This is a genomic window from Rhizobium sp. No.120 (assembly GCF_054558365.1).
This window is the reverse complement of record NZ_BAAJNQ010000013.1, coordinates 128,774-154,777: the sequence shown is the minus strand read 5'-3', so window position 1 is coordinate 154,777 and position 26,004 is coordinate 128,774. Positions and strand designations below refer to the sequence as shown.

Annotated in this window: 23 protein-coding genes and 1 pseudogene; 18 read left to right on the top strand and 6 right to left on the bottom strand. The window is 62.4% G+C overall.

Features of this window, described 5'->3' with window-relative positions; all coding sequences use genetic code 11:
• The first annotated feature begins 29 nt into the window (after positions 1-29).
• The 13 genes and pseudogenes from ACYJRZ_RS26660 (at position 30) to ACYJRZ_RS26600 (ending at position 15,859) form a co-directional block, all read left to right on the top strand.
• The gene (locus ACYJRZ_RS26660) at positions 30-986 is read left to right on the top strand and encodes a helix-turn-helix transcriptional regulator (protein ID WP_459463775.1); all 957 of its coding nucleotides are present in this window, start codon (positions 30-32) and stop codon (positions 984-986) included.
• A 336-nt stretch (positions 987-1,322) separates the two neighbouring features.
• Positions 1,323-1,499, top strand: coding sequence for a hypothetical protein (locus ACYJRZ_RS26655; RefSeq protein WP_440854635.1), 177 nt, complete (start codon positions 1,323-1,325; stop codon positions 1,497-1,499).
• Between the two features lie 204 nt (positions 1,500-1,703).
• Complete coding sequence (locus ACYJRZ_RS26650; RefSeq protein WP_459463774.1) at positions 1,704-2,675, top strand: DUF3991 and toprim domain-containing protein; 972 nt, start codon at positions 1,704-1,706, stop codon at positions 2,673-2,675.
• A gap of 125 nt (positions 2,676-2,800) precedes the next feature.
• Positions 2,801-3,406, top strand: coding sequence for a DUF1419 domain-containing protein (locus ACYJRZ_RS26645; RefSeq protein ID WP_459463773.1), 606 nt, complete (start codon positions 2,801-2,803; stop codon positions 3,404-3,406).
• An 11-nt stretch (positions 3,407-3,417) separates the two neighbouring features.
• Positions 3,418-3,818, top strand: a pseudogene (locus ACYJRZ_RS26640) (DUF3085 domain-containing protein).
• 115 nt (positions 3,819-3,933) lie between these two features.
• Positions 3,934-9,033 (top strand): DEAD/DEAH box helicase family protein, encoded by a 5,100-nt coding sequence (locus ACYJRZ_RS26635; protein ID WP_459463772.1) that lies wholly within the window; start codon positions 3,934-3,936, stop codon positions 9,031-9,033.
• Between the two features lie 529 nt (positions 9,034-9,562).
• Positions 9,563-11,314 (top strand): ParB N-terminal domain-containing protein, encoded by a 1,752-nt coding sequence (locus ACYJRZ_RS26630; protein WP_459463771.1) that lies wholly within the window; start codon positions 9,563-9,565, stop codon positions 11,312-11,314.
• 95 nt (positions 11,315-11,409) lie between these two features.
• Positions 11,410-11,886, top strand: coding sequence for a hypothetical protein (locus ACYJRZ_RS26625; protein WP_459463770.1), 477 nt, complete (start codon positions 11,410-11,412; stop codon positions 11,884-11,886).
• Positions 11,883-12,764 (top strand): DUF7007 domain-containing protein, encoded by an 882-nt coding sequence (locus ACYJRZ_RS26620; protein ID WP_459463769.1) that lies wholly within the window; start codon positions 11,883-11,885, stop codon positions 12,762-12,764. The genes ACYJRZ_RS26625 and ACYJRZ_RS26620 overlap by 4 nt, the downstream gene beginning before the upstream one ends.
• The gene (locus tag ACYJRZ_RS26615) at positions 12,764-13,129 is read left to right on the top strand and encodes a hypothetical protein (RefSeq protein WP_459463785.1); all 366 of its coding nucleotides are present in this window, start codon (positions 12,764-12,766) and stop codon (positions 13,127-13,129) included. The genes ACYJRZ_RS26620 and ACYJRZ_RS26615 overlap by 1 nt, the downstream gene beginning before the upstream one ends.
• The gene (locus tag ACYJRZ_RS26610; protein WP_459463768.1) at positions 13,126-13,806 is read left to right on the top strand and encodes a hypothetical protein; all 681 of its coding nucleotides are present in this window, start codon (positions 13,126-13,128) and stop codon (positions 13,804-13,806) included. Before ACYJRZ_RS26615 ends, ACYJRZ_RS26610 begins: the two co-directional genes overlap by 4 nt.
• Before the next feature lie 245 nt (positions 13,807-14,051).
• Positions 14,052-14,639 carry a hypothetical protein gene (locus ACYJRZ_RS26605; protein ID WP_459463767.1) on the top strand — a complete coding sequence of 196 codons (588 nt, stop codon included), beginning with the start codon at positions 14,052-14,054 and terminating at the stop codon, positions 14,637-14,639.
• Positions 14,640-14,932: 293 nt separating this feature from the next.
• Positions 14,933-15,859, top strand: coding sequence for an ArdC family protein (locus ACYJRZ_RS26600; RefSeq protein ID WP_459463766.1), 927 nt, complete (start codon positions 14,933-14,935; stop codon positions 15,857-15,859).
• A 3-nt stretch (positions 15,860-15,862) separates the two neighbouring features.
• Here ACYJRZ_RS26600 and ACYJRZ_RS26595 read toward each other — a convergent pair whose 3' ends face one another.
• Complete coding sequence (locus tag ACYJRZ_RS26595; protein ID WP_459463765.1) at positions 15,863-16,039, bottom strand: hypothetical protein; 177 nt, start codon at positions 16,037-16,039, stop codon at positions 15,863-15,865.
• A 488-nt stretch (positions 16,040-16,527) separates the two neighbouring features.
• On the opposite strand from ACYJRZ_RS26595, the gene ACYJRZ_RS26590 reads away from it, so the two are divergent.
• The 4 genes from ACYJRZ_RS26590 (at position 16,528) to ACYJRZ_RS26575 (ending at position 18,642) form a co-directional block, all read left to right on the top strand.
• Positions 16,528-16,836, top strand: a complete 309-nt coding sequence (locus tag ACYJRZ_RS26590) for a DUF736 domain-containing protein (RefSeq protein ID WP_459463764.1) — start codon at positions 16,528-16,530, stop codon at positions 16,834-16,836.
• Positions 16,837-17,158: 322 nt separating this feature from the next.
• Positions 17,159-17,323, top strand: a complete 165-nt coding sequence (locus ACYJRZ_RS26585; protein WP_459463763.1) for a hypothetical protein — start codon at positions 17,159-17,161, stop codon at positions 17,321-17,323.
• 327 nt (positions 17,324-17,650) lie between these two features.
• Positions 17,651-18,142, top strand: a complete 492-nt coding sequence (locus ACYJRZ_RS26580; protein ID WP_459463762.1) for a hypothetical protein — start codon at positions 17,651-17,653, stop codon at positions 18,140-18,142.
• A gap of 326 nt (positions 18,143-18,468) precedes the next feature.
• Positions 18,469-18,642, top strand: coding sequence for a hypothetical protein (locus ACYJRZ_RS26575; protein ID WP_459463761.1), 174 nt, complete (start codon positions 18,469-18,471; stop codon positions 18,640-18,642).
• A gap of 34 nt (positions 18,643-18,676) precedes the next feature.
• On the opposite strand, the gene ACYJRZ_RS26570 is transcribed toward ACYJRZ_RS26575, so the two are convergent.
• The 5 genes from ACYJRZ_RS26570 to traC form a co-directional block, all read right to left on the bottom strand.
• Positions 18,677-18,934 (bottom strand): WGR domain-containing protein, encoded by a 258-nt coding sequence (locus ACYJRZ_RS26570; protein WP_440854650.1) that lies wholly within the window; start codon positions 18,932-18,934, stop codon positions 18,677-18,679.
• Between the two features lie 202 nt (positions 18,935-19,136).
• Positions 19,137-19,580, bottom strand: a complete 444-nt coding sequence (locus ACYJRZ_RS26565) for a thermonuclease family protein (protein ID WP_459463784.1) — start codon at positions 19,578-19,580, stop codon at positions 19,137-19,139.
• 366 nt (positions 19,581-19,946) lie between these two features.
• Positions 19,947-21,920 (bottom strand): Ti-type conjugative transfer system protein TraG, encoded by a 1,974-nt coding sequence (gene traG / locus ACYJRZ_RS26560; protein ID WP_459463760.1) that lies wholly within the window; start codon positions 21,918-21,920, stop codon positions 19,947-19,949.
• The gene (gene traD, locus ACYJRZ_RS26555; RefSeq protein WP_440853831.1) at positions 21,913-22,125 is read right to left on the bottom strand and encodes a type IV conjugative transfer system coupling protein TraD; all 213 of its coding nucleotides are present in this window, start codon (positions 22,123-22,125) and stop codon (positions 21,913-21,915) included. The genes traG and traD overlap by 8 nt, the downstream gene beginning before the upstream one ends.
• Positions 22,126-22,129: 4 nt before the next feature.
• The gene (gene traC / locus ACYJRZ_RS26550; RefSeq protein ID WP_459463759.1) at positions 22,130-22,426 is read right to left on the bottom strand and encodes a conjugal transfer protein TraC; all 297 of its coding nucleotides are present in this window, start codon (positions 22,424-22,426) and stop codon (positions 22,130-22,132) included.
• 254 nt (positions 22,427-22,680) lie between these two features.
• Between traC and traA the strand changes: the two genes are divergently transcribed.
• The gene (gene traA, locus ACYJRZ_RS26545; RefSeq protein ID WP_459463758.1) at positions 22,681-25,992 is read left to right on the top strand and encodes a Ti-type conjugative transfer relaxase TraA; all 3,312 of its coding nucleotides are present in this window, start codon (positions 22,681-22,683) and stop codon (positions 25,990-25,992) included.
• Positions 25,993-26,004: the final 12 nt, after the last annotated feature.

Genomic DNA, 26,004 nt, shown 5'->3' with positions numbered 1-26,004 from the left:
GTTGCAAACTACTGATTTTGGAGGATCCATTGCGCTATGCTCGGCTCCCTGCTTTTGGGATGGGGGCATCCAACGCCGACAGTTGTTCGGAGGCCGGTGGGACGCCCTTTCTTTACTCCGAAGCTGAACCACAGGACCAAAAGATCTTCGTCGAAGGAAAGCTTTATATTGTCGGCCGGTTCAGAGCATGGAAGGGAAAGAACTGTTCCTGGGCGAAAACACCTTTCGATGCTGCGCCTGACGCCTACGCCCTTTGTCTGCCCGCTTCGGAAACAGAAAGTGCCGCAAAACTTGTTTCTCCGACGCGAACCAGGGGCTTTATAACTAGTTCCACCCGGCTCGGAGAGTTCATTCAACTCGAGCGCGGCAGCTACGTCCTGCTGGCATTCGAGAAGGCGGCAATGATTCGGCAAGTTAGTGCGCTGCTTGAGGGACCGGTTGTAGATGATGTCGAATTTGACTGCGTTGTCGACCTGACAACCGTAAGTGGTTCGAGGTTGGCGGCACTTGGCAATCTTGTCTGGTATTGCATTGATGGTTCCGAGGGAAATAGCTTCCCGCTGGCGGCGATCGAGCACTTGTTCCAAGCAACGATGATCGCACTTTTGAGAGCTGTCCCTAACAACTACCTCCGCCGAGTTGCGCAGTCGACTTCGCCGGCCGTGCCATGGCGTGTAAAGAGAGCGATCGAATACATGCATGCCAACCTGTCGCGTTCCCTTGCGGTGTCTGAAATAGCGCGCGAGATCGGGACGAGCGTGAGGGCATTGCAGAGCGCTTTCAAGCAGTTCAAGGGAACGACACCCTTGACATACCTGCGAACGATCCGCCTGGAAGCTGCTCGCAAAACTCTGCTTGGCAACACAACCTCTCTGCCAATCTCCGACGTCGCACGAAGTGCGGGCTTTACCCACATGGGGCGGTTTGCTGCGGCTTATCAACAAGCGTTCGGCGAAACGCCGTCGGAAACTGTGAGGATGCGCTGAAGTTTTCGCTGTCGCGCGACCGGCTTTCGGAAGCGAGGCACGGTAGATGGACGATTGGCATCGTCGGCTGGACCGAGATACGCGGTCGATGTGCTACGCGCGCGGTAACAGGGGCAAGCGATCGGATGAGGCTGAGAGCTCAAACGAAGCAAGCCAATCCCGCTCTCTTTTGATGGCGTCCTGGCCCGGTTCCGGATCTTCCGCGATCAACCCACAAGGGGTCCGCTAGCAAGCTGCGGCCGCTTCCGCTTCGCGTCGCGGTGATCGCGCCCGGACCCCGTGCCTTTTGAGGAGCCATCGAGCGGGAATTGGCCCGCTCCCGAAGGAGCCTCTCATATGTCGCACGATCTCTCTCTCGCCCAGTCCCACGCCTTCCAGCTCTCCCGTGACCTGATGGTCCCGGTCACCCTCTTCGAGGTCGACGGCGAATACGGCGTCCTTCCGTCCGACGAGATCGACGCCGACGACAACCTGGCGGTCGTGCATGAGTACATGCCCTGGCCGGCCCATTGAGCCGGCATTGCGCCCTTGGCGTGCCGCTTGCGAGCGGCAGGCCGCAAGGGAAGCTGCGCCGCGGCCAATTCAGCTTGCATGATCCGACAATTGCGCGTCCGCGCCCTTGCGGTCTTTGCTCTTCGCGGCCTGCCGAAAGGCGTCCGTGAACGGACGGGTAGGCAAGGATTATGGAGGCCGATCGCTGGGCGATCGGAAGAGAAAATGAAGAGAAGAGAGATTGAAGCGCTGCGCGAGCAGGTCAGTTGTGCGGCGGTGCTGGAGCATGCCGGGTTTGCAATAGACGCGAAAGAAAGCACGCGGCGGGCGGTCAAGTTCCGGCGCGGCGGTGAGATCATCATCGTCACTTACGAAGGACGCGGATGGTTCGATCCTCTGTCTGAAGCGAAAGGCGATGTGTTCCGGCTCGTCGAACATCTCGATCGTGTCGGTTTTCTCGAAGGCGCCGAACGGGTCGCGGATCTCGTCGGGTTTCGGATCACGGGACAGGACTGGCAGCCCGCAAGGGATGGCGAAAGATGTGACCTTTCTCTTTCCGATCGTTGGCAGGCTCGCCGCCGTCCCTGGCCAGGTTCCGCGACATGGCGATACCTTAATGGCGAGCGCCGTCTGCCAGCCTTCTTGCTCACAACGGCGATCAAAGGCGACCTTCTGCGGGAGGGTCCGCAAGGCAGCATGTGGGCGGCGCACAGGGACCATGCCGGGGTCTTGACCGGTTGGGAGGCGCGCGGTCCGCACTACCGGGGTTTTGCTTCCGGAGGAACGAAGGTTCTTTTCCGCCTCGGTTCGGACAGCGCATTACGTCTGGCTGTCACGGAAGCCGCGATCGACGCCATGAGCCTCGCGGCGCTGGAAGGTTTGCGGGAGGGCACGCTTTATCTCAGCACTGGCGGCGGATGGTCGCCGACGACCGAGGCAGCTCTACGGGAGCTGGCTGCGCGGCCTGGCGTCCAGATGGTTGCGGCGACCGACGCCAATCCTCAGGGCGACATGTTTGCCGAGCGACTGCGGACGCTCGCCGTCGATGCCGGCTGCGACTGGACGCGGCTTCGGCCGGCCAAGCAGGATTGGAACGAGGTCCTGAAAATCAGGGAAAAGGGAAGGAGGGAAAAGAAGGAAGGAGAAGGCGTGCCGCATGCGCGCCGCCCGCGTCAAGGGAGGCTTCGCCCGGCTTAAGCCGGCCCTTGACCCCGGCAGCTGCGATGCCGGCGGCCCGGAAGGGGTCATGAAGGACTGAAGAGGAAGGCAAGGTCGAGTGGACAGTGCCGCGCTTCGGTCCGAAACCTCCGAAGGAGCCGCAGATGACCCCCTCTCCCGCAATCCGCAAAGTCTTCCAGGGCATCGCAAATCGATCGCAGATGTTCCGCATGTTCGACCGTCATCATCAACGGCCAAACCGCTGGGGCGGCGATGCCACGCCGCTCTACGTCGGCGAATGGTTCGAGATCGGCGAGGCCGAGCACGACTATATGTTCGAAATCCTGCCGCCGCTCTGGATTCGCGGTTCGATGTTCGCGATGCGTGAGTTCCTGACCGGTTCGGTCACGAGTGTCTTCTTTGCGCTGCGGATCGACGAAGCGATCCGCTATTTCCACGGTTATTGCGACCTCTCGGATCGACCGTCCGTTGAGACCATGCGCGTTGCGATTATCGAGCACGAGAGCCGCCCGGTTCGATCCATGGCGCGCGAGGAACGCCTCGAGCATATCTGGAGCAGCACGGCGGACGACTATCGCGGCTATGCCGGTGAGCGCTGGCCAGATGCCTCGCGCGGCAAGCGCACGGTGATGCTCTACGGCGGGAAAGGCGGCACGTTTCTGAAGCTGCTGGACGATCTCAGCGACGACGAGATCGCCGCCAAGCTGCCGGTACAACTGCGCCACCTCCCCTCGCCGATCGCGGCTTGAGAGGTGCAACCATGCTCACCTTTCCGCTTGCATCCGTGCGCGACGTGATCGCGCGCGGGCGCACCGATGCCGAAGCTAATGGCGGCTTTCGCAACCCCTATATGGGTTAAGGCCCGGCAAGGGCGAACAGCCGGGTTTGTGGCTGGTCGGAGATCACGGAGTCTATCTTCTCTCGAACGGCAAGCTTGCCGGCGGCCAGAAACCCTTCGTCGTCTATGCCGAGGAATGCAATCCAGCCACCAACGACGACTGGTTCGAGGTCAAGCGCCGGACGTTCGGCGGCGACGACGGTGTCGATTTCCTCGATGCCGGGCAGCTGGAGGCGATGATGGCGGCGAGCCCGGATGCCACGCATCTCCGCATCGTTTTCGCGGGCGACACCATGCAGCTGATCTTGATCGGGCGCGACTAGCGCTCGGCCGACCGTAGCCGCACCGCCCATGCAGGCGGCGGCCCCTTACACCCCTTCGCGTTTCCTCGACTGCCCTTGCGGCGGCTCGATGACGCTCGCTCGCAAGGAGCTTTCGATGAGCAACGATCCCTTCACCCTCGATCTATCAGGCAGCAGCGCATTGTCATCAGGGCTTGGTCTTGGCGTCACTGCGTTCGGCGGTTTCGCCGCCAACGACGATGAGCCCGATCCGACCCCGCCCTCTCCGACGCCCGCGCGGGTTCTGCCAACGGCCAACCGGCCGCTGCCGCGAAAGCAGGGTGAGCGCACCAACTTCTATCTCGACGACGGGGATCGCGCGCTCGCCGCGACCTGGAAGGAACGGGCGCGCATCAACGTTGCCGCTATCCTCACGGCACACGAACTCGAGAAGCTGGGCTTGCCCGCAACTCCGGAAGCGCAAGCAAGGCTGATCCGCTTCACCGGCTTCGGCGCTGGCGAGCTGGCAAACGGCATGTTCCGGCGGCCGGGCGAACCCGACTTCCGTGACGGTTGGGACGATCTTGGGACATCGCTGGAATCGGCCGTCAGCGACGGCGAATACGCGTCGCTCGCCCGCTGCACGCAGTATGCCCACTTCACCCCCGAATTCATCATTCGCGCGATGTGGAAGGGCTTGCAACGGCTCGGCTGGCGCGGCGGCCGCGTGCTGGAGCCCGGGATCGGAACGGGCCTGTTTCCGGCGCTGATGCCGAAACAATACCGCGACGTGAGCTACGTCACTGGTGTCGAGCTCGATTCCGTCACCGCGCGCATCGCGAAACTGCTGCAGCCGAAGGCGCGCATCATCAACGGGGATTTCGCGCGTAGCGATCTCAACGCGATCTACGATCTTGCCATCGGCAATCCACCCTTTTCCGATCGGACGGTGCGCTCCGACCGGCACTATCGTTCGCTCGGTCTCCGGCTGCACGATTACTTCATCGCCCGGTCGATCGATCTCCTGAAACCGGGTGCCCTGGCCGCCTTCGTCACCAGCGCCGGCACGATGGACAAGGTGGATAGTACCGCGCGCGAGCACATCGCCAAGTCCGCCGACCTGATTGCCGCGATCCGTCTGCCCGAAGGCAGTTTTCGGCGTGAGGCCGGCACAGATGTCGTCGTCGACATTCTCTTCTTCCGCAAGCGCAAGGCAGGTGAAACGGAAGGCGACCTTTCCTGGCTCGACCTGGAGGAGGTGCGGCCGGCTGCCGAGGACGAGGGCGCAATCCGCGTGAACCGATGGTTCGCTGAGCACCCGGAGTTCGTGCTCGGCGATCATGCCCTGACCTCCGGTCCCTTCGGCGAGACCTATACCTGCCGGCCATGCGCGGGTGAGGAGCTCGAGGCGGCGTTGACGGCAGCCATCTTTCTTCTCCCGGAAGACATCTATGACGGCGAGCCCACTCCCATCGACATCGATCTGGAGGACGAGCTCGGCGAGATTGTTCATCTTCGTCCCGACAATGCCAAGGTACGCGAAGGCAGCTATTTCGTCGATGTCAGGCATGGCCTCATGCAGGTCGTCGACGGCGAGCCGGTCACGGTGCAGGTTCGCAAGGCCCGCAGCGGCGAGGGACTTTCGGAAAAGCACGTCCGCATCATCAAGAAACTGATCCCGATCCGCGATGCCGTGCGTGACGTCCTGAAGGCCCAGGAGACCGACAAGCCGTGGCGCGAGCTGCAGGTGCGATTGCGGATCGCCTGGTCGAGCTTCGTCCGCGACTTCGGGCCGATCAACCACACGACCGTTTCGGTGACCGAGGATCCCGAAACCGCGGAGGTGCGCGAAACCCATCGCCAGCCCAACCTGCAGCCCTTCCGCGACGATCCCGATTGCTGGCTGGTCGCCTCGATCGAGGACTATGACCTCGAGACCGACACGGCAAAACCTGGTCCCATCTTCTCGGAGCGGGTTATCGCGCCCCCTGCCCCGCCGATCATCACCTCGGCAGCCGATGCCTTGGCGGTCGTGCTGAACGAGCGCGGTCGCATCGACCTCGACCATATCGCCGAGCTTCTGCATTGCGATGCGGATGCGGTTCTCGATGCGCTTGGTGACACGGTCTTCCGCGATCCGGTCGACGGTTCCTGGCAGACCTCCGACGCCTATCTCTCGGGCGCCGTGCGCACGAAGCTCGGTGTCGCGGAAGCTGCCGCCGCACTGGATGACCACTATGGGCGAAACGTCCGAGCGCTGCAGGTAGTGCAGCCCGCGGATCTTCGACCGTCTGACATCACCGCTCGGCTGGGCGCACCCTGGATCCCGGCAGCCGATATCGTCGACTTCGTCCACGAGACGATGGGCGCGGAGATCAGGATCCATCACATGCCGGAACTCGGCTCATGGACGGTCGAGGCGCGGCAGCTCGGATGGACGGCCGCTGGCACATCCGAATGGGGCACCGACCGACGGCACGCCGGCGAGTTGCTTGCCGATGCGCTGAACAGCCGCGTGCCGCAGATCTTCGACGTCTTCAAGGATGCGGACGGCGAGCGTCGGGTTCTGAATGTCGTGGATACCGAAGCCGCCCGCGACAAGCTGCAGAAGATCAAGCAGGCTTTCCAGAACTGGGTGTGGACCGACCCTGATCGCACCGATCGGCTGGCGCGGGTCTATAACGACCGTTTCAACAACATCGCCCCGCGAACATTTGACGGCTCCCATCTCAAGCTCCCTGGCGCCTCTGCCGCCTTTGTTCTTTATGGGCACCAGAAACGCGGCATCTGGCGCATCATCTCGTCGGGCTCTACCTACCTTGCGCATGCCGTCGGCGCCGGCAAGACGATGACGATGGCTGCCGCGATCATGGAACAACGGCGGCTCGGGCTGATCGCCAAGGCGATGCTCGTCGTACCGGGCCATTGCCTGGCCCAGGCAGCGCGCGAGTTTCTGGCGCTCTACCCGAACGCCCGCATCCTCGTCGCCGACGAGACGAATTTCACCAAGGACAAGCGCGCCCGGTTCCTGTCACGCGCGGCGACCGCGACCTGGGACGCGATCATCATCACCCATTCGGCGTTCCGGTTCATCGCCGTCCCGTCAGCATTTGAACAACAAATGATCCAGGATGAGCTGGAGCTTTACGAGGAACTGCTGACCAAAGTCGACAGTGAGGACCGTGTGTCCCGAAAGCGGCTCGAACGGTTGAAAGAGGGTCTGAAGGAGCGACTGGAGGCGCTCTCCACCCGCAAGGACGATCTGCTGACCATTTCCGAAATCGGCGTCGACCAGATCGTCGTCGACGAGGCGCAGGAGTTCCGCAAGCTTTCCTTTGCGACGAACATGTCGACATTGAAGGGCATCGATCCGAACGGTTCGCAGCGCGCCTGGGATCTCTATGTCAAGGCGCGTTTCATCGAGACCAAAAATTCCGGCCGCGCGCTGGTGCTCGCCTCCGGCACGCCGGTTACCAACACGCTCGGCGAAATGTTTTCGGTCCAGCGGCTGCTCGGATCCGACGCGTTGCGCGAGCGCGGCCTGCACGAGTTCGACGCCTGGGCCTCGACCTTCGGCGACACGACGACGGAACTCGAAATCCAGCCATCAGGCAGATACAAGCCCGTCAGCCGCTTCGCCTCCTTTGTGAATGTGCCGGAGTTGATCGCGATGTTCCGGTCCTTCGCCGACGTGGTGATGCCCGCGGACCTCCGCGACTACGTCAAGGTGCCTGATCTCTCGACCGGCCGCCGGCAGATCCTGACGGCCAAGCCGACCCAGGCCTTCAAGAATTACCAGGTGGTCCTCGACGCCCGTATCAAGGCGATCGAGATGCGCGAGGGGCCGGCGCAGCCCGGCGACGACATCCTGCTTTCCGTCATCACCGACGGGCGCCATGCCGCCATCGATCTCCGCCTGGTCGACGCGGACAATGACAACGAGCCGGACAACAAGCTCAACCTGCTCGTCCAGAACGCCTTCCGCATTTGGCAGGAGACGTCGCAAAGCACGTTTGTGCGACCCGACGGCAAGCCCTACGATCTCTCAGGTGCGGCGCAGATGATCTTTTCGGATCTCGGCACAATCAATGTCGAGAAGAGCCGCGGTTTTTCCGCTTACCGTTGGATCAGGGACGAGCTCGTGCGCATGGGTGTTCCGGCATCCGAAATCGCCTTCATGCAGGACTACAAGAAGACCGAGGCCAAGCAGCGGCTCTTCGGCGACGTGCGCTCCGGCAAGGTCCGCTTCCTGATCGGCTCGTCTGAGACGATGGGGACGGGGGTCAATGCCCAACTCCGGCTCAAGGCGTTGCATCATCTCGATGTCCCATGGTTGCCGTCACAGATTGAACAGCGCGAGGGCCGGATCGTGCGCCAGGGCAACCAGCACGATGAAGTCGATATCTTCGCCTATGCCACGCAAGGCTCGCTCGATGCCTCGATGTGGCAGAACAACGAGCGCAAGGCCCGTTTCATCGCGGCAGCACTCTCCGGCGACACCTCGATCCGGCGGCTCGAAGATCTCGGCGAAGGCGCGGCCAATCAGTTTGCGATGGCCAAGGCCATTGCCTCCGGCGACGAGCGGTTGATGCGGAAGGCGGGTCTCGAGGCGGACATCGCCCGTCTCGAACGGCTGCGCGCCGCTCATGACGATGACCAATATGCGGTTCGCCGGCAGATCCGTGACGCCGAACGCGATATCGAGATCTCGGAGCGGCGGGTTGCGGAAATCGGCAAGGATATCGAGCGCCTTGTTCCGACCTCGGCCGACGCCTTCGCCATGACTGTCGTCGGTGAGCCTTTCGACGAGCGGAAGGCCGCCGGCCGCGCCTTGATGAAGGAAATCCTCACGCTTGTTCAACTTCAGCAGCAGGATGAGATCGTCATCGCCTCGATCGGAGGCTTCGATCTCGTCTATTCCGGCGAGCGCTTCGGCAAGGGCGACGGGTATCGCTACGCGACCCTCCTCCAGCGTACCGGTGGGGCCCAAGAGATCGATCTGGCCGTGACCGTGACGCCGCTTGGCGCCATATCCCGCCTCGAGCATGCGCTTGACGATTTTGACGGCGAGCGGGAACGCTATCGCCAACGGTTGAGAGACGCCCACAAGGGCCTCGCCTCCTATCACTCGCGCGAGGGAGCTGCGTTCGCGTTTGCGGAGGAACTCGCCGAGAAACGCCGGCAACTGCGGGAGGTCGACGAGACGCTTGCTGCCGAGACACGCAATGACAGCGACCCGGGCGCGCAGGCGGCATGAGGCTGCCGTCGAACGAGAAATATGACTGTATGGGTGCAACGCAGCATATGCATAGCTGCATTGCACAATAAATGTCTTCCATCTGGTCAAAAAACGATCATACTGCACGTAGCTGATGCATTGGCGGTCTCCTCCCAGTTCCGCCGCACCAGCTGTTCCCCTCTGGAGGTTTATTGACCTTCACACTTCATGGGCCGCGGTTTCCGCTGGCCCATTTTTTGTCCCATCGCATCCAGCGCTGACGCGCTCGTTCCTTTCGCGAGGCGAAAAGGAGGGGAGAGAAAGAAGAAGAGGAACCCGGTCGCAGATCGGTCCGCCGGTCGCCGCTTCCGCTCAACCGCCGTCTCCGCATCCCGGCCACTCGTTCTTCGCAGGGCTATCAGCCCCGCTCGTCCTTCGCGGCAGCGATGCTCGACCGCAGTTGCCCCCGGCCGCCCGCTCCGCGGTCCGGAAGGTGTCTTCAGGAAGGAATGAAGACAGGAAGGACCGGCAGAGGCCGCGTCCAAAATCCCCGGAAAAGGAGCATCCCATGTATCTCATGAAGGTCGATCCGCGTGCGCTGAAGGACAATCCCGACAACACGCGCCAGTCCAAATCGACGCCGCAGGCGGACGCCCTGCTGCTGGCGACGATCAGGGCCGTCGGCATCATCCAGCCGCCCGTCGTCTTCCCGGAGCGTGACGGCGGCAATGGGTTCATCATCGAGGCGGGGCATCGCCGCCGGCGCCAGGCGGTTGCCGCCGGCTTCGACGAGATCGAGGTCCTGGTAGTCGAGGCCGCCAACGACAACGGCGCCATGCGGTCGATGGTCGAGAACATCGCCCGCGAGCCACTGAACCCCGTCGACCAATGGAGGGGGATCGAACGTCTCGTCGCGCTCGACTGGACCGAGGAAGCCATCGCGGTCGCCCTGACCCTGCCGGTGCGGCAGATCCGCAAGCTCCGACTCCTCGCGAACGTTCTGCCGGCCATGCTGGACCACATGGCAAAAGGCGATATGCCGTCCGAGCAGCAACTGCGCACAATCGCAGCAGCCGCGCTCGATGAGCAGAAGGAAGTGTGGAAGGCGCACAAGCCCAAGAAGGGGGAGACGGCGTCGTGGTGGTCAGTTGCCAACGCACTTTCGAAGAAGCGGATGTATGCCAAGGACGCCAGCTTCGGTGACGATCTGCGGGAAGCCTACGGCATTGAGTGGGTCGAAGACCTTTTTGCGCCGGCCGACGAGGATAGCCGCTATACGACCAACGTCGAGGCTTTCCTCGGCGCGCAGCAGGAGTGGATGACGAGCAATCTGCCGAAGAAGGGATCACTCGTCGAGGTCAACAACTATGGCCAGCCGGACTTGCCCAAGAAGGCGGAGCGCGTCTACGGCAAGCCCGGCAAGGGCGACAACACCGCCATGTATCTCGATCGCGAGGGCAAGGTTCAGTCGATCCACTACCGGATGCCGGAAGTCCGGAAGCCAAATGGGCAGGCCGGCACCTCTGCCGACGGTTCGACGGGAGCCGATGGTGAAGCAATCTCGGTCTCGACGGCGCGACCCGACGTTACGCAGAAGGGTCAGGACATGATTGGCGATTTTCGCACCGACGCGCTGCACGAGGCGCTCGGCCGCGCGCCGATCGAGGACGATATGCTGATGGCTTTGCTCGTGCTCGCCTTCTCCGGCCAAAACGTCCGTGTCGACTCCGGCGCCAACGACAACGTGTTCGGGACGAAGCGCATGCAACGCCACGCTGCCCGGCTCTTATCTGAAGATGGCCGTCTATCGTTCGACGTTACCACGCTCCGCGTCGTCGCCCGGTCCATCCTGGTCGAGGTCCTGTCGTGCCGACGCAATATCTCGAACAGCGGCGTGGTCTCGCGCATCGCCGGCGAGGCGATCGGCGCCGACAGCTTCCTCCCGAACATGGGCACGGAAGACTTCCTCGTGTGCCTGTCGCGTCAGGCGCTCGAGGCGGCGGCGAAGGAGGCGAATGTGCTTCCCCGTGCCCGGGTACGCGAAACCCGCGCGGCCCTTGTCGATCATTTCAAGGACGTCCAGTTCGTGCATCCGGCGGCCCTCTTCTCGCCTGATGCGAAGGACGTCGCCGACTTGGTCAAGCAGGCCGACCATCACGACGATGATCGCGACGGTGATGCGGGTGGCTCAGACACCAGTGAGGATGTCCCTGCGTCAGACGTTGTTGATCCGGACGTCACACAGTTCGGAGATCCGGAAGGCGGATCCGAAAGCCAGTCGGATGAGGACGAAACCGCCTACGGCATCGCGGCGGAATAGCCGCGTTTCCACATCCATCTTCGCCGATCCCGCCGCCGGCCATCACCGGCGGCGCTTTCGTTTTCACTATCCGCAAAACCTGAAGGAGAAAGCGCATGTCTGCGTCCTTGATCTATGATCTCGCCCCGATCGGCTCCCTCGTTGCATGGTCGGACGGCACGCCGCGCCCGCCGGAGCGCCACAGGAAGAAACTGGCAGCCTGGGAAAACCGCAACAGCAAGGGTCGTTTGATCCGCAAGCTGGGTAAGCGCGGCATCGGCAATGTCAGCCTGTCACCGGATTTTACGCTGCATGAGGGCGATTTCGGTGGAAACGGGGTCATTGCCATCCGCATCCATCGGACGTTCTCACTCGAAAGCGAACTGACCTTCAAGATCATCGAACGCCCGGTGCTGGGATCCGTCCGTGTCTTTGATCGCGCCGGCGTCAATGCGGAGCTGGTCCACCTGGCGACCAATCCGCAGGCCGCCGAGGAATGGCTGAGCCGGCACGGCTATCCCAATGCCGTGCTCGAGGAGGTGACCGCCGACGAGGTCGCCGCCGATCATGTCGAAGGGAGGGTAGCGGCATGAATCCCCTCTCACAACCTTCCCAACTTTCCACCCCTGATCCGTCAGGGGCGGAGTTTGGTCGCAGTGCCGACGGTTTATCCGTTGCGCGTATCGGCGATCTCGTTTTCGCCATGGTGCCGGCGCGCGATGGTCGGCATTACCTTGCCAGTGCCTGGCGCGTGTCGAGGCCTTTCACCGATCTCAAGCGCGACGACTTCTATTCGCATCATGGTTCCGTCGAGGACGAAGCCGATTTCCGAAACCGGATGATCGAGCAGGCCGACCATAGCCGCGAGCTTCGAGAACTCGCTCGCCAGGCTGTCCGCATGAATTGCAGCACTCCCTGGGGAGCTTCCCAGGGCGCCACCGTCTATGCGGACGGGATTGTCTCCCATACCACGGCCGGACATGGCGGCTTTAAGCTGTCAGCTGCCCGCAACGCCGCAGTCCATCCGCTGCTGCGAGCGGATGGCGGCTGGTACGAGGAAGACGCCGCCTGGGCGATCGTGGCGCTGACCTTTCCGGATCTGTTCACGCGCTATGAGCGGAAGTGCGCCGACAAGACGGCCAGGGATTCCTGGCCGGATGTCTGGGAAGCGATCTATGGTCGTTCGCTTGCGCCCGGCGAATCCCAGGAGAAGGACCGGCGCGAGTTCGCGCGTGCGCATGCCCTGGACTGGATCGTCATCTCAGCACTCCGTTCCGATCATCATCCCGGCTTGACCGAGGTGATTGCGACCATGGGTGGAAAGCGCGGCGAGCGGGCGGAGGAGCGCCGCTTCCTGGTGCCGAGCGACGATTACGCGGTCGGGCGGTTCGGCTTCGTCATCGATGAGACGATACATGCCGCCTATGACGGACCCTCCAGCTTCGCCAACTGGTGTGGGAGGTTCGCATGATGTCCGTTTCAGCAAAACACGCCGCACAACTCACCCGCATGGAAGCGGCGCGGCGGCAGACGCAGCATCAGCTCGATCTGATCGACCGGCAGATTACGCGGCGAATGACAGCGCTCATTCCGCTGCTCGGCCGGCGTCAACTCGGCTACCGCCGGGGCAAGGCACCGGCATCAGGCGCTTTCCTTGAGCGGTATCGGTCGAAGCTGGCGGCGCTGACCGCTGAGCGTCAGCCGGAGGTCGATGCGCTCACGCGCAAACTTTCCCGGCAGGACGCCGCCATCACCGCTCTCTTGACGTGCCGCCGGCTGACTTCGAATCCCGCAGAAAGCGGGAGCGACTCCTCCGGGGGAGGTGAACACCCATGAGCACGATAGGCGAATTGGAGCGACGCGCCGGTATCGGCTCCTCACCCCAGGAGCGGACTACATTCTGGATCCAGTTCCAACATCTCGACGCGGCCGAATGCCTCAAGGCCGGTGTCGCTGAACTCAACAGGCTGATTGCCGAAAAGGAGGCAACGCCGACTCCGGTAAGCAAGATCGCCACAACGCGGCCCAAGCGGGAAAAGCTGCCGCCGCTGACTGAAGACGAGGTGCAGGTGATCCACGCTTATGCCGCCAAGCACGGCCGGCGATGGAAGAGCGTTCTCAACCATGTCTGGATGGGTGGCGCACCATATGACGACGGCGGAACGTTGCGGCGCCTGCGCAATTCGCACGGTCCGTCCTGGCTTCACTCCTATCGTCTGCCGAAGCCGTGCCCTGACGAAAAGGCAGCTTCGGAGTGCCAGCCGGACGTACCGGAAACCAGATCCGCCGGTCAGTGTGCAGGGCTCCTGCGTCCAGCTCAGCCCCTGCAATACCCAATGCCGCGACCGCCTCTCTGGCGGTTGCGTGTGAGCCGGATCCGCGCAGTGGCACTCCACGAGCGGCTGCCTGCCTCCGGTGAGGGCCGAGTGCTGCGGTTCGCTGAGGGCTTCCTGTTCAATGACTTCCACTGTCGGACTCCTCGCCGGCCTCCCTTCGGTTTTGCTGCGGTCTGAACCGGCGGCCGTCCGTTTCAAGGCCGCTGTCGCGCCGCCGGGCGGCCGGACCGCGCCGTCCTTCGCAAAGCAGGGCCGCGTGCCTCGCGAGGGCGGTTCGCCCTGCTTGCACGCATCCCGGCTTTGCTCGTCCTGGCGGGCCCGGACCCTGAAACGCCCGTCTACCGCCGGTTCCTTTCGACCGCACCGAAGGGCAAACCGGCAAGGGCCGGAACCGCTTCGGAGGAACCTGAAAGGACAAGCCCATGGCAAAGCCCGCAACCCAATCCCGCCATTCCGCCCGCGTTGTGCAGCTCCGAAAGGGCGCCACACTCGAAATGGTCCGGCTCACCTGCCCGGACGCCGCCCAGGCGATGGCGATCGCCGAGAGCTTCGGCACGGCTGTGATCGACGGCGACGGGATCCGCGACCTGCACGAGCGCCTGATCATCGAAACGGCCGAGAGCCTGTCCGAAGGCCTTGGCGAACGGGCGATGCAGATCCACCTCCAGCGCATCGTCGGCGCCTATGTCGGCTCCGCCCATGGCGCCGGACAGTTCTACTCCCGTGCCGTAAGCGAGGCACGCGACGCCACCGCCAAGGCGGCCAATGAAGCACGCGACGAGGATCTCGACGGTCCGGTCGGTTACGACAGCGCGGCCCAGCGCAAGCGCGAATTCGCAGCCGACATGGGTGTTCAGGCCCACTCGCTCAGGATGGCCGCCGAAGGCGCGGTCGCCGCCTACGAGCAGATCGTCGGCGAAGCCTGGAAGCCCTTCGATCGCCCGGTCGAAAACCCCGGCGCATCGCTCGACCGCAAGGCCGCCGCCGCACAGTTGGCGGCTTTCGACTGATCGCAACGGCGGGGCTTCGGCCCCGCCTCTTCTTCTTTTTCCGACCGTTGGCTGGCTCTCCGGAGCCAGCCTTTCGCATGCCGAAGGAAAACGAAAGAAGGAAGGTGATCACTTGCCCGCCCTCGCGGACCCGTCCGGCTTCGGTCCTGCCGGGGCCGGGGGATTGAGCCGCAAGGGCTTCGCCCTCCTCCACATACGTTTCGGCGCATTCGCGTGCGCCCGTCCCTCCGCCCCGGCCCTCGGACCGCCGTGACGGGCCGCGATCGGCGCGGCCTCGGAAAATGGAGGCGCAAATGAGCAGGAAACAGGAAACGCAACGTGTGGACATCTACAGCCGGATCACCGACCGTCTCGTCGACGACCTGGCCCGTGGCGTCAAACCGTGGATGAAGCCGTGGCACGACCGCAACCTTCAGGGGCGGATCACTCGCCCACTCCGGCACAACGGACAGCCCTACTCGGGCGTGAACGTTCTCCTGTTATGGTCGGAAGGCATGGCGCGCGGCTTCTCATCGCCGATCTGGATGACGTTCAAGCAATCGATCGAACTAGGCGCGGCTGTCCGCAAAGGCGAGGCCGGGTCGACCGTCGTCTTCGCCAGCCGCTTTACCAAGACCGAAGCCGATGGCGGCGGCGGTGCGGTCGATCGCGAAATCCCATTTTTGAAAGCATACACTGTTTTCAATGTCGAACAGATCGATGGTTTGCCCGACCATTATCACCATCGACCGACACCGGTTGGTAATCCTGTCCAACCGATCGAAAAGGCCGACCGATTCTTCCGAAACACGGGTGCCGTTATCCGCCACGGCGGTACACAGGCATATTATTCACCGGTTACGGATCACATCCAGATGCCGCCATTCGAGAGCTTTCGGGATGCGGAGTCATACGTTGCCACGGTCAGCCATGAAAGTTGCCACTGGACTGCGCATCCGGATCGTGTCGGCCGCGATCTCAGCCGTTATGCCAAGGACAAAACGGAGCGGGCCCGAGAGGAACTGATCGCGGAGCTTGGCAGTTGCTTCCTATGTGCCGACCTCGGCATCGCACCGGAACTGGACCCAAGGCCCGATCACGCCTCGTACCTGGCATCGTGGTTGAAGGTGCTTTCCGAAGACAAGCGAGCGATCTTTCAGGCGGCGGCCCATGCGCAGCGGGCAGTCACCTTCCTGCACGATCTGCAGCCTGCTGATGCCCAGGAAAAAGTCGCCGCCTAGAAATCAGAGCCGGTCATTGTCGCCGCCAATGGCCGACGCCTCTCTCGGCTCTCTATCCGTCGGCGTTTCCTGTTCTGGTGTGAGGTCCAGCTTGCCCCAGATCGAGGTTTTGCGGTCGGTCGATTTAAGCTTTCGCGATTGCTTGATTTCGACGGTAAACGGCTTTGTCTGCTGACGCATATATCCTCCAGGCGACGAATCGCGAGCACACGATACCGGGTTGATTATTGGAGGCAACTCCCAAGCCGGCCGGTCCGTCGCCACCGAATTAGCGGCCGACATTGGAACAGACCAACGGTTTGACCACAGCAATGTTCCGCTTGGGTGAGGCGGTGGCACGTTGCCATCACGGCGGTCCTCGGATCCCTGGGCATAGGCCACGTCCTCCGCGGGCTCGATGAGGCATGTCTGATCGGAGAGCGGCTTCGCCTTGATCGTTCTACCGCAACGGCCATCCAAAACTTTCTTCCCCTGCCGGAACCCACCCCACTCGACAAATCGAGTGGGGACCCCAGGTCGCCGCCATTCCTCACGAAACAACAAAGTTTCTCCAGGCCGCCCTCCATTCCATTCCGTCCCTGCGGGTGCGGTCCGATCGTCTCCGATCCTTGCGACAGCCATCGAGGCCGCGAAGGGCGCGGCCCGAAACCAACGAAAGGAACACCACAATGGCAACCATCGGCACCTTCACCTCCACCGAAAACGGCTTCAACGGCTCGATCCGCACGCTCGCTCTCAACGTCAAGGCCCGCATCGCGCGCATCGAAAACCCCTCCGACAAGGGCCCGCACTACCGAATTTACGCCGGTAACGTCGAGCTCGGTGCGGCCTGGCAGAAGCGCTCCGAGCAGGACCGCGACTACCTCTCGGTCAAGCTGGACGACCCGAGCTTCCCCGCTCCGATCTACGCAACCCTCACCGAAGTCGAAGGCGAGGACGGCTACCAGCTGATCTGGTCCCGCCCCAACCGGGACTAAGATCCGGGCGAGGCCCCGCCGCAAGGCGGGGCCAATCGGCGGAATTGAGAAGCCGGCAGCGGGCATCGAGCCCGCCTCCGGCTTTTCGGGTGCCATACGGGAACGGAAATGTCTGCTCAGATTGAGCAAGTATGACGTGCCGGCATGGCGGCTTCAAGGACGGGCGGTTACCCCCCAATTTTGCCTCCGCTGCGGTTCCCGCCGCTCCAACAAAATCGGCTCCCCCACCCGCCGCCGCTGGCGGTCGCGTGCGCGATCCCTGACCCCGCCATCCCGTCCCGCCCCGCGTCGTCGTCTTTCACGAACTCAAGGAGATGAGACGATGACCATCGAACAGCACATCGACGAACTGCGTGCCGAACTCAACAATGCGTTGGACGCTGCGGAGCGTCGCGAGATCGAGGCCGAGCTTCAGCTCGCCCAGGCCGATCTGGCCGTCATGCTTGCCGAACAGGACGGTGCCATCGAAGCCGAGCCGCCCTTCTGAGGGGCGCTCTTTTTTACCACCTCACGAGCCGGACCACCGGATCGACCGGCCGGTCCGGCTGTCAGGGATTTCATCCCTCGACACTCCCGCCGGCTCACGCCGGATACGGTCGCGTCCCCTTCGAGGCCGCGGGTCTCTTCTCTCTATGGCGTCCTATTTTACTCCAGCAAATCCGGCGTCAAGGACAGCGCGGTCTCCCCCAATTTTTCCGCCGCTGCGCTTCCCGAAAAAATCGGTTCCCCCGCTTGCGAGCCGCGTCCCCGCGGTCCCTGACCCCTCTTTGCAACAGAGTGGCCGATCTCCGTCATCAGCGAAGGAGATCACATCATGACCACCGATCAGAACATCATGCTCTACACCAAGCTTGCCGGTTTCCGGCTCGTCGTCCTCGCAAACCGCTTCGGCTGCGATACCGAGGTTTCACGAGAGCTTCATGATCGCCTAGTCGAGGAACTCGAGGCAGCAACCGATCGCGTCCGGACCATCATGGCGCTGGAGCGAAGCGTTCTCGCCGGAGACGATGAGTTTGCTGCATATCAGTTGGAAGGGGAGATCGAGATTTTCGGGCGCTTTTCTGTCAATTTGCTGGACGATCTCGAAATCGATTTCGACACGCACGAGTACCGCATCAATGGCGGTGATTGGGTCAATGCTTTGACGGCGGACTATACCGGCATCGACATCGACTATCCGGAGCTGATCGCGCTCACCGACGACAAACTTGGCTCCCTTGCGCCGATCATCAAAGACATCACCCGGGAAACCGGGATCCCCGTTTGTGCGGCTCGCACTGTTCACACCTGGTCCACAGGGTCGTGATCATTCCTGAAGTGCATTCCAATTCATCGCGGGCTGAAAGCGGCCCCTCGCCTGACATGTCTGACGAACCGTCGCGATCGCAGCGATGGCGACCAGTTTGCACCTCTCCTTTCGACCACCGTCATCTCTCATCGGGGATGTTGCAGCCCATTCGTCGGGACGCAACCTGGCGGCAACAGAATTTTCCCCGCCGCGGCGCGGCTCCTGGCGAAACAAAATTCAGGTGGCTCCGGGTCCTCCACTTCGTTGCGGCCATTGGGTGCGTCCCTCCTTTCCGGTCTGCCGCCTATCCCCCGCGATGACCGCAATTCGAAAGGAGAAACACGATGCAACAACTCGCTCAATTTCTCGCCGCCACCGGCCGCAGGCTCCGCGCCCTTGGCAAGGTGATCAGCCACTTCTTGCGCAAGGGGAAGCTCGGCTTGAAGCTTGCGATCAAGATCCCATTCTTCGTCGAGATCGAGTTAACCTTCGGAACCGACTGGAACCGGCGCCGATGAGGCGCGTTCAAGGCCCGCTTCGGTGGGCCTTGTTTCAGTTCGTCGTCAGGGCGCGGGGCCGGTATCCGCGTTTGCGTTTCTGTCGGAGCAGATCGAGAAACAGTTGGACCGCTTCCTCTTCCCGACCGAAATGATGGACTATCATTTGTCCCCGCGTTCCGATGCGGCCCCATTTCCGCAACAGACAGACCTCCCCGAACAGGTTCGGCTCGATCGACATCGCATAGTAGCGCGCCATGTTCCTGGAGGCATCTGAGCGTTCGACATAGAGCTGATAGGGCTGCGAGATCATGAGATCAGAATCGCTGATCTCGGGGACCGGGTCCAACGACACTTATGAATCAGTCGGCAGGGATCGATTCATATCGGTGATGATATTGGAAAGGCCGGGACAAGCTTGGGCGAGACGCCTCCGGCGCACGGCTCTATTCGCCGAAGCTCACGGAGCCCGCATACGGTCTCCGCCCATTCGGGTGACGATCCTCTCGCGGGTCTCAGCCGCACCATCCGTGTCTCGCACCGTCCCAGCGCCTGGCAAGGCCCTCGTCAACGAGAGTTTCTCCAAGCGAGCGCCCAGCCCGTGTGACGGTACGGAGCTTGCGGCCGTATTTGTCTTCGTCGCGCGGCCCGGCTGAAAGCGAGAACTTGCCACCGTTGAGCAACGCCAGCAGGCGTGCTTTCGCGGCCTCGCCTTTGATCCTTTCGGCCTCGCAGCGAGGCGGGCTGAGTTCCGGCGTGTCGATATCCGCGATGCGGATTTTCTCCCCGCCAAACCAGAACGTGTCGCCGTCAACGACGCAGTTTACGTGGCGATCAGCGCCGCAGATCAAAAACGCGGCCGACAGGGAATCTGATGTCGGTGTCTTGGCCAAAGCAAAGACGCTCGAGAGGTCGGCGGAGCCTCCATACGCAAGCCATCCTCCGCCAGCAATGAGAATGGCGGAGAGGATCACGATCAGTGGTTTGCGCAGGTGGCACGGTGCAGGTCGAGGTGACCTTCCCTGCCAGCGATTTCGATCGTTCCTTCTGCCGGGCTTGCCCGGCTTTCTGAACGGAACCACATTCGATTTCGTCACTCTCGTTCGTCTCCTGTGAGCCCCAACATATCTCGGCTTCGGTTTCATCGACGTTTACGGGTGAAGGACTTAGGCGGAGTGCGAGATGCGGGGCGCAGTCGGTCCCGCCTCCCCTTCGGGCCACTATGTTGAGGCTCCTGCGGCTGCGCTGTTTCCCGCCCTCGCACGACGCGAATTCCCGAAATCCCGCCCTTTGGGCGGCGCTCACGCTGATTTCTCCGATACTCTTCATTGTTCTGGATCAGCCTTGCTCGCTGCGCTCACCGCCGGCTCGATCCGCGCGCCCGGTACTTTTCCGCTCGTATGAAACCTGTTCGTTGCGACACACGCAGTCATGTCGTCGCGCCTGAACCAGATTGCCCGGCCGCATCGCAGCGGCGCGTTGCCGGCCGTGAAGACAATCTGCTCATCGGCGCGCATGCGAAGCACCTCGTGCGGCTGGATCAACGGTCGTGCGGCCAACTGTTTCGATCGCGTCCGCGACGATCCCTTCATTTGCGAACTGCGGCTGACCTGATCGATCTCTACTGTCGTCATGCCGCAACGGCGTGAGATATAGTCCGCCGTTTCCGGATCGTTGATCGCCGCAAACGAGATCCAGCTCGCGCTCTCGAACCATTTGCTGGCGGCGTCGCGACCGCCATAGGTTTCGCGCATCTGCCCGATCGACTGGTAGATCATGACGAGCGTGATGCCATATTTGCGACCGGCATCGCGCGCGGTTTCCAGGATCCTCATATAGCCAAGCCGCGCCACCTCATCGAGGAGGAAGAGCGCACGGCCCGGCATCACCCCATCACGATTGTAGATCGCGTTGAGAAACGAGCCGATGATGACGCGCGCGAGGCCCGCATGCGTCTCCAAGGTCTTGAGATCGATGTTGATGAAGACGTCGGTGTTTCCCTCGGCAAGATCCCCCGTCGAAAACGTCTTTCCGGAAACCAGCGCGGCGTAGTTCGGATAGGACAGCCAATGGGTTTCCTTGATCGCATTGGCGTAGACGCCGGAGAAGGTTTCGGGCGTCATGTTCACGAAAGCCGCGACGTTCTCCTTGACGAAATCCGAATCCGAATTGTCGTAGATTTCCTGCAGGCGTTGGCGCAACTGCGGCTCCGGCTCGGAGAGATTGGCGCGAACCTGGCGAAGCGTCTGGTTCTCTTTCTCCGTATGGCCGGAGAGACAAACGTCAGCGATCATTGCGGTCAGCAATTGCAAGGCCGAGGCCCGGAAGAAGTCGTCGCGAACGCCGCGCGTGCCACCGCTATCGCTCATGATCCATGAAGCGACGGATGAGATGTCCTCTTCCTTGGTGCCGCCGAACTGCCCGATCCAATCAAGCGCATTGAAGCCGGTCTCCGGCTTCTTCGGGTCAAGGACGAATAGATCCCGGTTCGCGCTGCCTCGTTGCACTGACACCATCGGGGCAACCTCGTTCGACGGGTCGAGGACGATCAGCGAGCCGCCCCATTTGAGCGCCGTCGGGATCGTCACCGACGTCGTCTTGAAGCCGCCGGAACCGGCGAACACGATGCCATGTGATGAGCCGAACGAGCCGTCGAAGCACAGGAGCGGTGGCTTGCCGCCGATGCCCCATGTGTCGGGATCGTCAGCGCGAAACGCGCGCGTTCCTCCGCTGTCCTTGTCGACCCGATATCGTTCGCCGACGACGATGCCGCCAGCGTCCGAAAACAGGTTTGCCGCTTCCTGCATCTTCATCCAGTCGGCCTCGCCATGGAGCGCCCGCTTGCCGCGTATGCGTTTGGGCTCAGCACTGGCGAAGGCCGCGTTGCCGACGAGCGCGACACGTAGGGCGAAGCAGGCGGACATCGCTGCCGCCGCCGCGCCGATCAGCGTCGCGGGGTCGACATAGGAAAGGATCGACTTGCCGGCCGGAAGCTGGTTCCCGAATGCCGACAGCCTGATTGCCTCGCGAACGATGGCGACAACGATTGTCGCTACACCGCCGGCAACGACGCCCCATCCTGCCGTCTTGATCCTGATCGCGCCGGCGCTCGCGAACAGGAAGACACTGCCGATGACCGCCGCGGCGACATAAGGCAGGGCAATGCCGGCGCGGCCGAGCGTCTGCCGAGCAGCCTCCGTCTTTCCAAAGCCGGACAGCCAGTGTTCGATCCCGGTCAATCCGATCGTGAGCAGGAACATCAGCGCGACAGGTACGATGAAGAGCATGATCCTATCCATCTGTCTTGAAGGCCTCCGCTCCGATCGCAAGCAGCCGCGGGCGTACGGTCTCGTCGGCCTTAAGCCGTTGGCTCAGCTCGATCAGGGCGCCCAGCAGAAGCGCGCGTTTCTCGTGGCGAAGACCCGCTTTGACGATCAGGCCGCCAAGTTCGATCTTTTCCCGCGTGTCCTTCTTGCGGGCGTCGGATGTGGTTGTGCGCGCCATCCGCTCAAGCCTCAGCAGTCCCGCCCGGAGCCGTGCCAGCCGCGTTCTGCGTGGAGGGTGTACTGCTTTCGCCGACGCCAGCCCCCCTCTTCCCTCCGGTCGTGCGAACCCCACCTCCGCGAAACCGCTTCGCCAGTTCCTCGAAGGCTACCTGCAGCTCGGCCTCGTCGACTTCGATCTCGCCAAGTCCAGCCTTGAGGGCAATCCGACCGATCCGCTCGGCCTCGCGGGTCTCGGCAGCCTTGAGCTGCTCCTGGAGTTTGGCGATTTCGTCGCGGATCTTCGAGGATGGCTTCTTCATTCGGTCTGTCTCCCTTGGGTGAGAAAGCGTGTCATACGAGGCCAGTTTCAGGGAGGAGAGTGCGGAACGCACTACTGTGAATCCTACAATCGCCAAAGCGCAAGCTTTGGTGAATGATCCCGGCCGTTCCGAAGGAGCGGATCCGAAGGGCGCAATTATACGTCGCTGACGCGACGCCCTTGCCTAGGCCCTGTCCGGGCCTGCCGCTCCCGACGAACCTGTTGATTTGGTTCGCAACCGGGAAATAACTCGCCGTGGCCGTCCCCCATTTCTCTGTCAGCGTCGTCGCCCGTGGCTCCGGCCGCAGCGCGGTCCTGTCGGCGGCCTATCGGCACTGTGCCAAGATGGACTACGAGCGCGAGGCTCGAACGATCGACTACACTCGCAAGCACGGATTACTGCACGAAGAGTTCGTTATTCCCGCAGACGCTCCCGAATGGCTGCGAACGATGATCGCGGATCGTTCGGTCGCCGGTGCTTCCGAAGCCTTCTGGAACAAGGTCGAAGATTTCGAGAAGCGCTCCGATGCGCAGCTTGCCAAGGACGTCACCATTGCTCTGCCGATCGAACTGAGCGCTCAGCAGAATATCGCGCTCGTGCGGGATTTCGTCGAACGGCACATCACGTCGAACGGCATGGTGGCCGACTGGGTCTATCATGACGCGCCGGGCAACCCGCACGTTCATCTGATGACAACCTTGCGGCCGCTGACCGAAGACGGTTTCGGCGCCAAGAAGGTCGCGCTGCTTGGACCGGACGGCAATCCGATCCGCAACGATGCCGGCAAGATCGTCTATGAGCTCTGGGCTGGAGGCATCGACGATTTCAACGCGTTTCGCGACGGATGGTTTGCCTGCCAGAACAGGCATCTGGCGCTGGCCGGTCTCGACCTTCGCGTCGACGGCCGCTCCTTCGAAAAGCAGGGGATCGATCTCGAACCGACCATCCACCTTGGCGTCGGGACCAAAGCGATCGAGCGGAAAGCCGATGTTGCTACGAAGCCGGTCGAGCTCGAGCGCATCGAACTGCAGGATGCGCGCAGAGCCGAAAACGCGAGACGGATCGACCGGAGCCCAAAACTCGTCATCGACCTGATCACGCGTGAGAAGAGCGTCTTCGACGAGCGTGATGTCGCCAAGATCCTGCATCGTTATATCGACGATCCCGCCCTGTTCCAAAGCCTCATGGTCCGGATCATCCTGCATCCCGACACGTTCCGCCTTGAGCGCGAGCGGATCGACTTTGCCACTGGTTCCAGATTGCCCGCCAAATACACGACGCGGGAAATGATCCGGCTGGAAGCGCAGATGGCCAATCGCGCCGTCTGGCTATCGCAACGGTCGTCACATGGCGTGCGGGATCCGGTGCTCGCCGCGACTTTTGCCCGTCATGACCGCCTGTCGGATGAGCAGAGAACTGCGATCGAGCACGTCGCGGGAGCCGAGCGGATTGCCTCGGTGATCGGCCGCGCCGGCGCCGGTAAGACGACGATGATGAAGGCGGCACGCGAAGCCTGGGAGGCGGCCGGCTATCGGGTCGTCGGTGGCGCACTTGCCGGCAAGGCGGCCGAAGGGCTGGAGAAAGAAGCGGGAATCCCTTCTCGGACACTTTCGTCCTGGGAGCTTCGCTGGAATGCGGGAAGAAACCAGCTCGACAGCAAGACGGTCTTCGTTCTGGACGAGGCCGGCATGGTGTCGTCGCGGCAGATGGCGCTGTTCGTCGAAGCGGTGACGAAGGCCGGCGCCAAGCTCGTTCTCATCGGCGATCCCGAACAGCTCCAACCGATCGAAGCAGGCGCCGCGTTTCGGGCGATTTCCGATCGCATTGGGTATGCGGAACTCGAAACCATCTATCGCCAGCGCCAGCAATGGATGCGCGATGCCTCGCTCGACCTGGCGCGCGGCAACGTCGGCAAGGCAGTCGACGCCTACCGTGCCAATGGCAAGGTGATCGGGTGGGATCTGAAGGCCGACGCCGTCGACAACCTCATCGCCGCCTGGGACCGCGATTACGATCCGGCGAAGACGTCGCTGATCCTGGCTCATTTGCGCAGGGACGTTCGCATGCTCAACCAGATGGCGCGCATCAAACTCATCGAGCGCGGGGTTCTCGACAAGGGAGCTATGTTCAAGACGGCGGACGGCGATCGCAATTTTGCCGTGGGCGACCAGATCGTGTTCCTCAAGAACGAAGGATCGCTCGGCGTCAAGAATGGCATGTTGGCCAAGGTCGTTGAGACCGGGCCGGGCCGCATCGTCGCGCAGGTTGGCGATGGCGAGCTTGCGCGCCAGGTGCTGGTGGAACAACGCTTCTACAACAACCTCGATTATGGCTATGCCACGACGATCCATAAAAGCCAGGGCGCCACGGTCGATCGGGTCAAGGTGCTGGGTTCTCTTTCTCTTGATCGCCACCTCACCTATGTCGCCATGACTCGTCATCGTGAGGACCTGGCCGTCTATTACGGCCGAAGATCCTTCGCCAAGGCCGGCGGCTTGATCCCAGTCCTCTCGCGCAGGAACGCCAAGGAAACGACCCTCGATTACGCTGGTGGTCCCTTCTACCATCAGGCCCTTCGCTTCGCCGAGGCTCGAGGTCTCAATCTCGTCAACGTGGCCCGCACGCTCCTCCGCGATCGGCTGGAATGGACAGTTGGGCAAAAGCAAAAGCTCATCGATCTTGGTGCGCGGCTGGCCGCGGTCGCCGCCAAGCTCGGGCTCATCATCAACTCTGTGAAATCCCCAATTCATGACACTGTCAGGAAGGCAAGACCCATGGTTTCCGGCATCACCACCTTCGCAAAATCAATCGACCAGGCGGTGGAGGACAAGGTCACAGCCGATCCCGGTTTGAAGAAACAGTGGGAGGAGGTTTCGACCCGTTTCCACCTCGTCTACGCGCAGCCGGGAATCGCGTTCAAGGCGATCAACGTCGACGCACTGCTGAAGGATGGAGCGGTGGCGAATGCCACCATCGGCAGGATCCGCGATCAACCGGAAAGCTTCGGCGCCTTGAAAGGCAAGACCGGTCTACTGGCAAGCGGCACTGACAAGCAGGCGCGGGCAACAGCGCTGACCAACGCGCCGGCTCTGGCTCGAAATCTGGAACGCTATCTGCGCCAGCGTGCAGAGGCGGAGCGCAAATATGAGGTCGAGGAACGCGCCGTCCGTCTGAAGGTGTCCATCGATATTCCGGCGCTCTCGGCAAACGCAAAGCAGACCCTCGAACGTGTGCGCGATGCGATCGACCGCAACGACCTGCCGGCCGGTCTCGAATATGCGCTTGCCGACAAAATGGTGAAGGCGGAGCTCGAGGGATTTGCGAGAGCTGTATCGGAGCGTTTCGGCGAGCGGACCTTCCTGCCTCTTGCCGCAAAAGGCACCAACGGACAGACGTTTAACACCGTCACCGCGGGGATGACGGCCGGACAGAGGGCCGAAGTGCAATCAGCATGGAATTTTATGCGGACCGCGCAGCAGCTGGCCGCGCATGAGCGCACGACGGAGGCTTTGAAACAGACGGAAACCCTGCGTCAGACAAAGAGCCAGGGACTGTCCCTGAAATGACGGCGCAAGTCT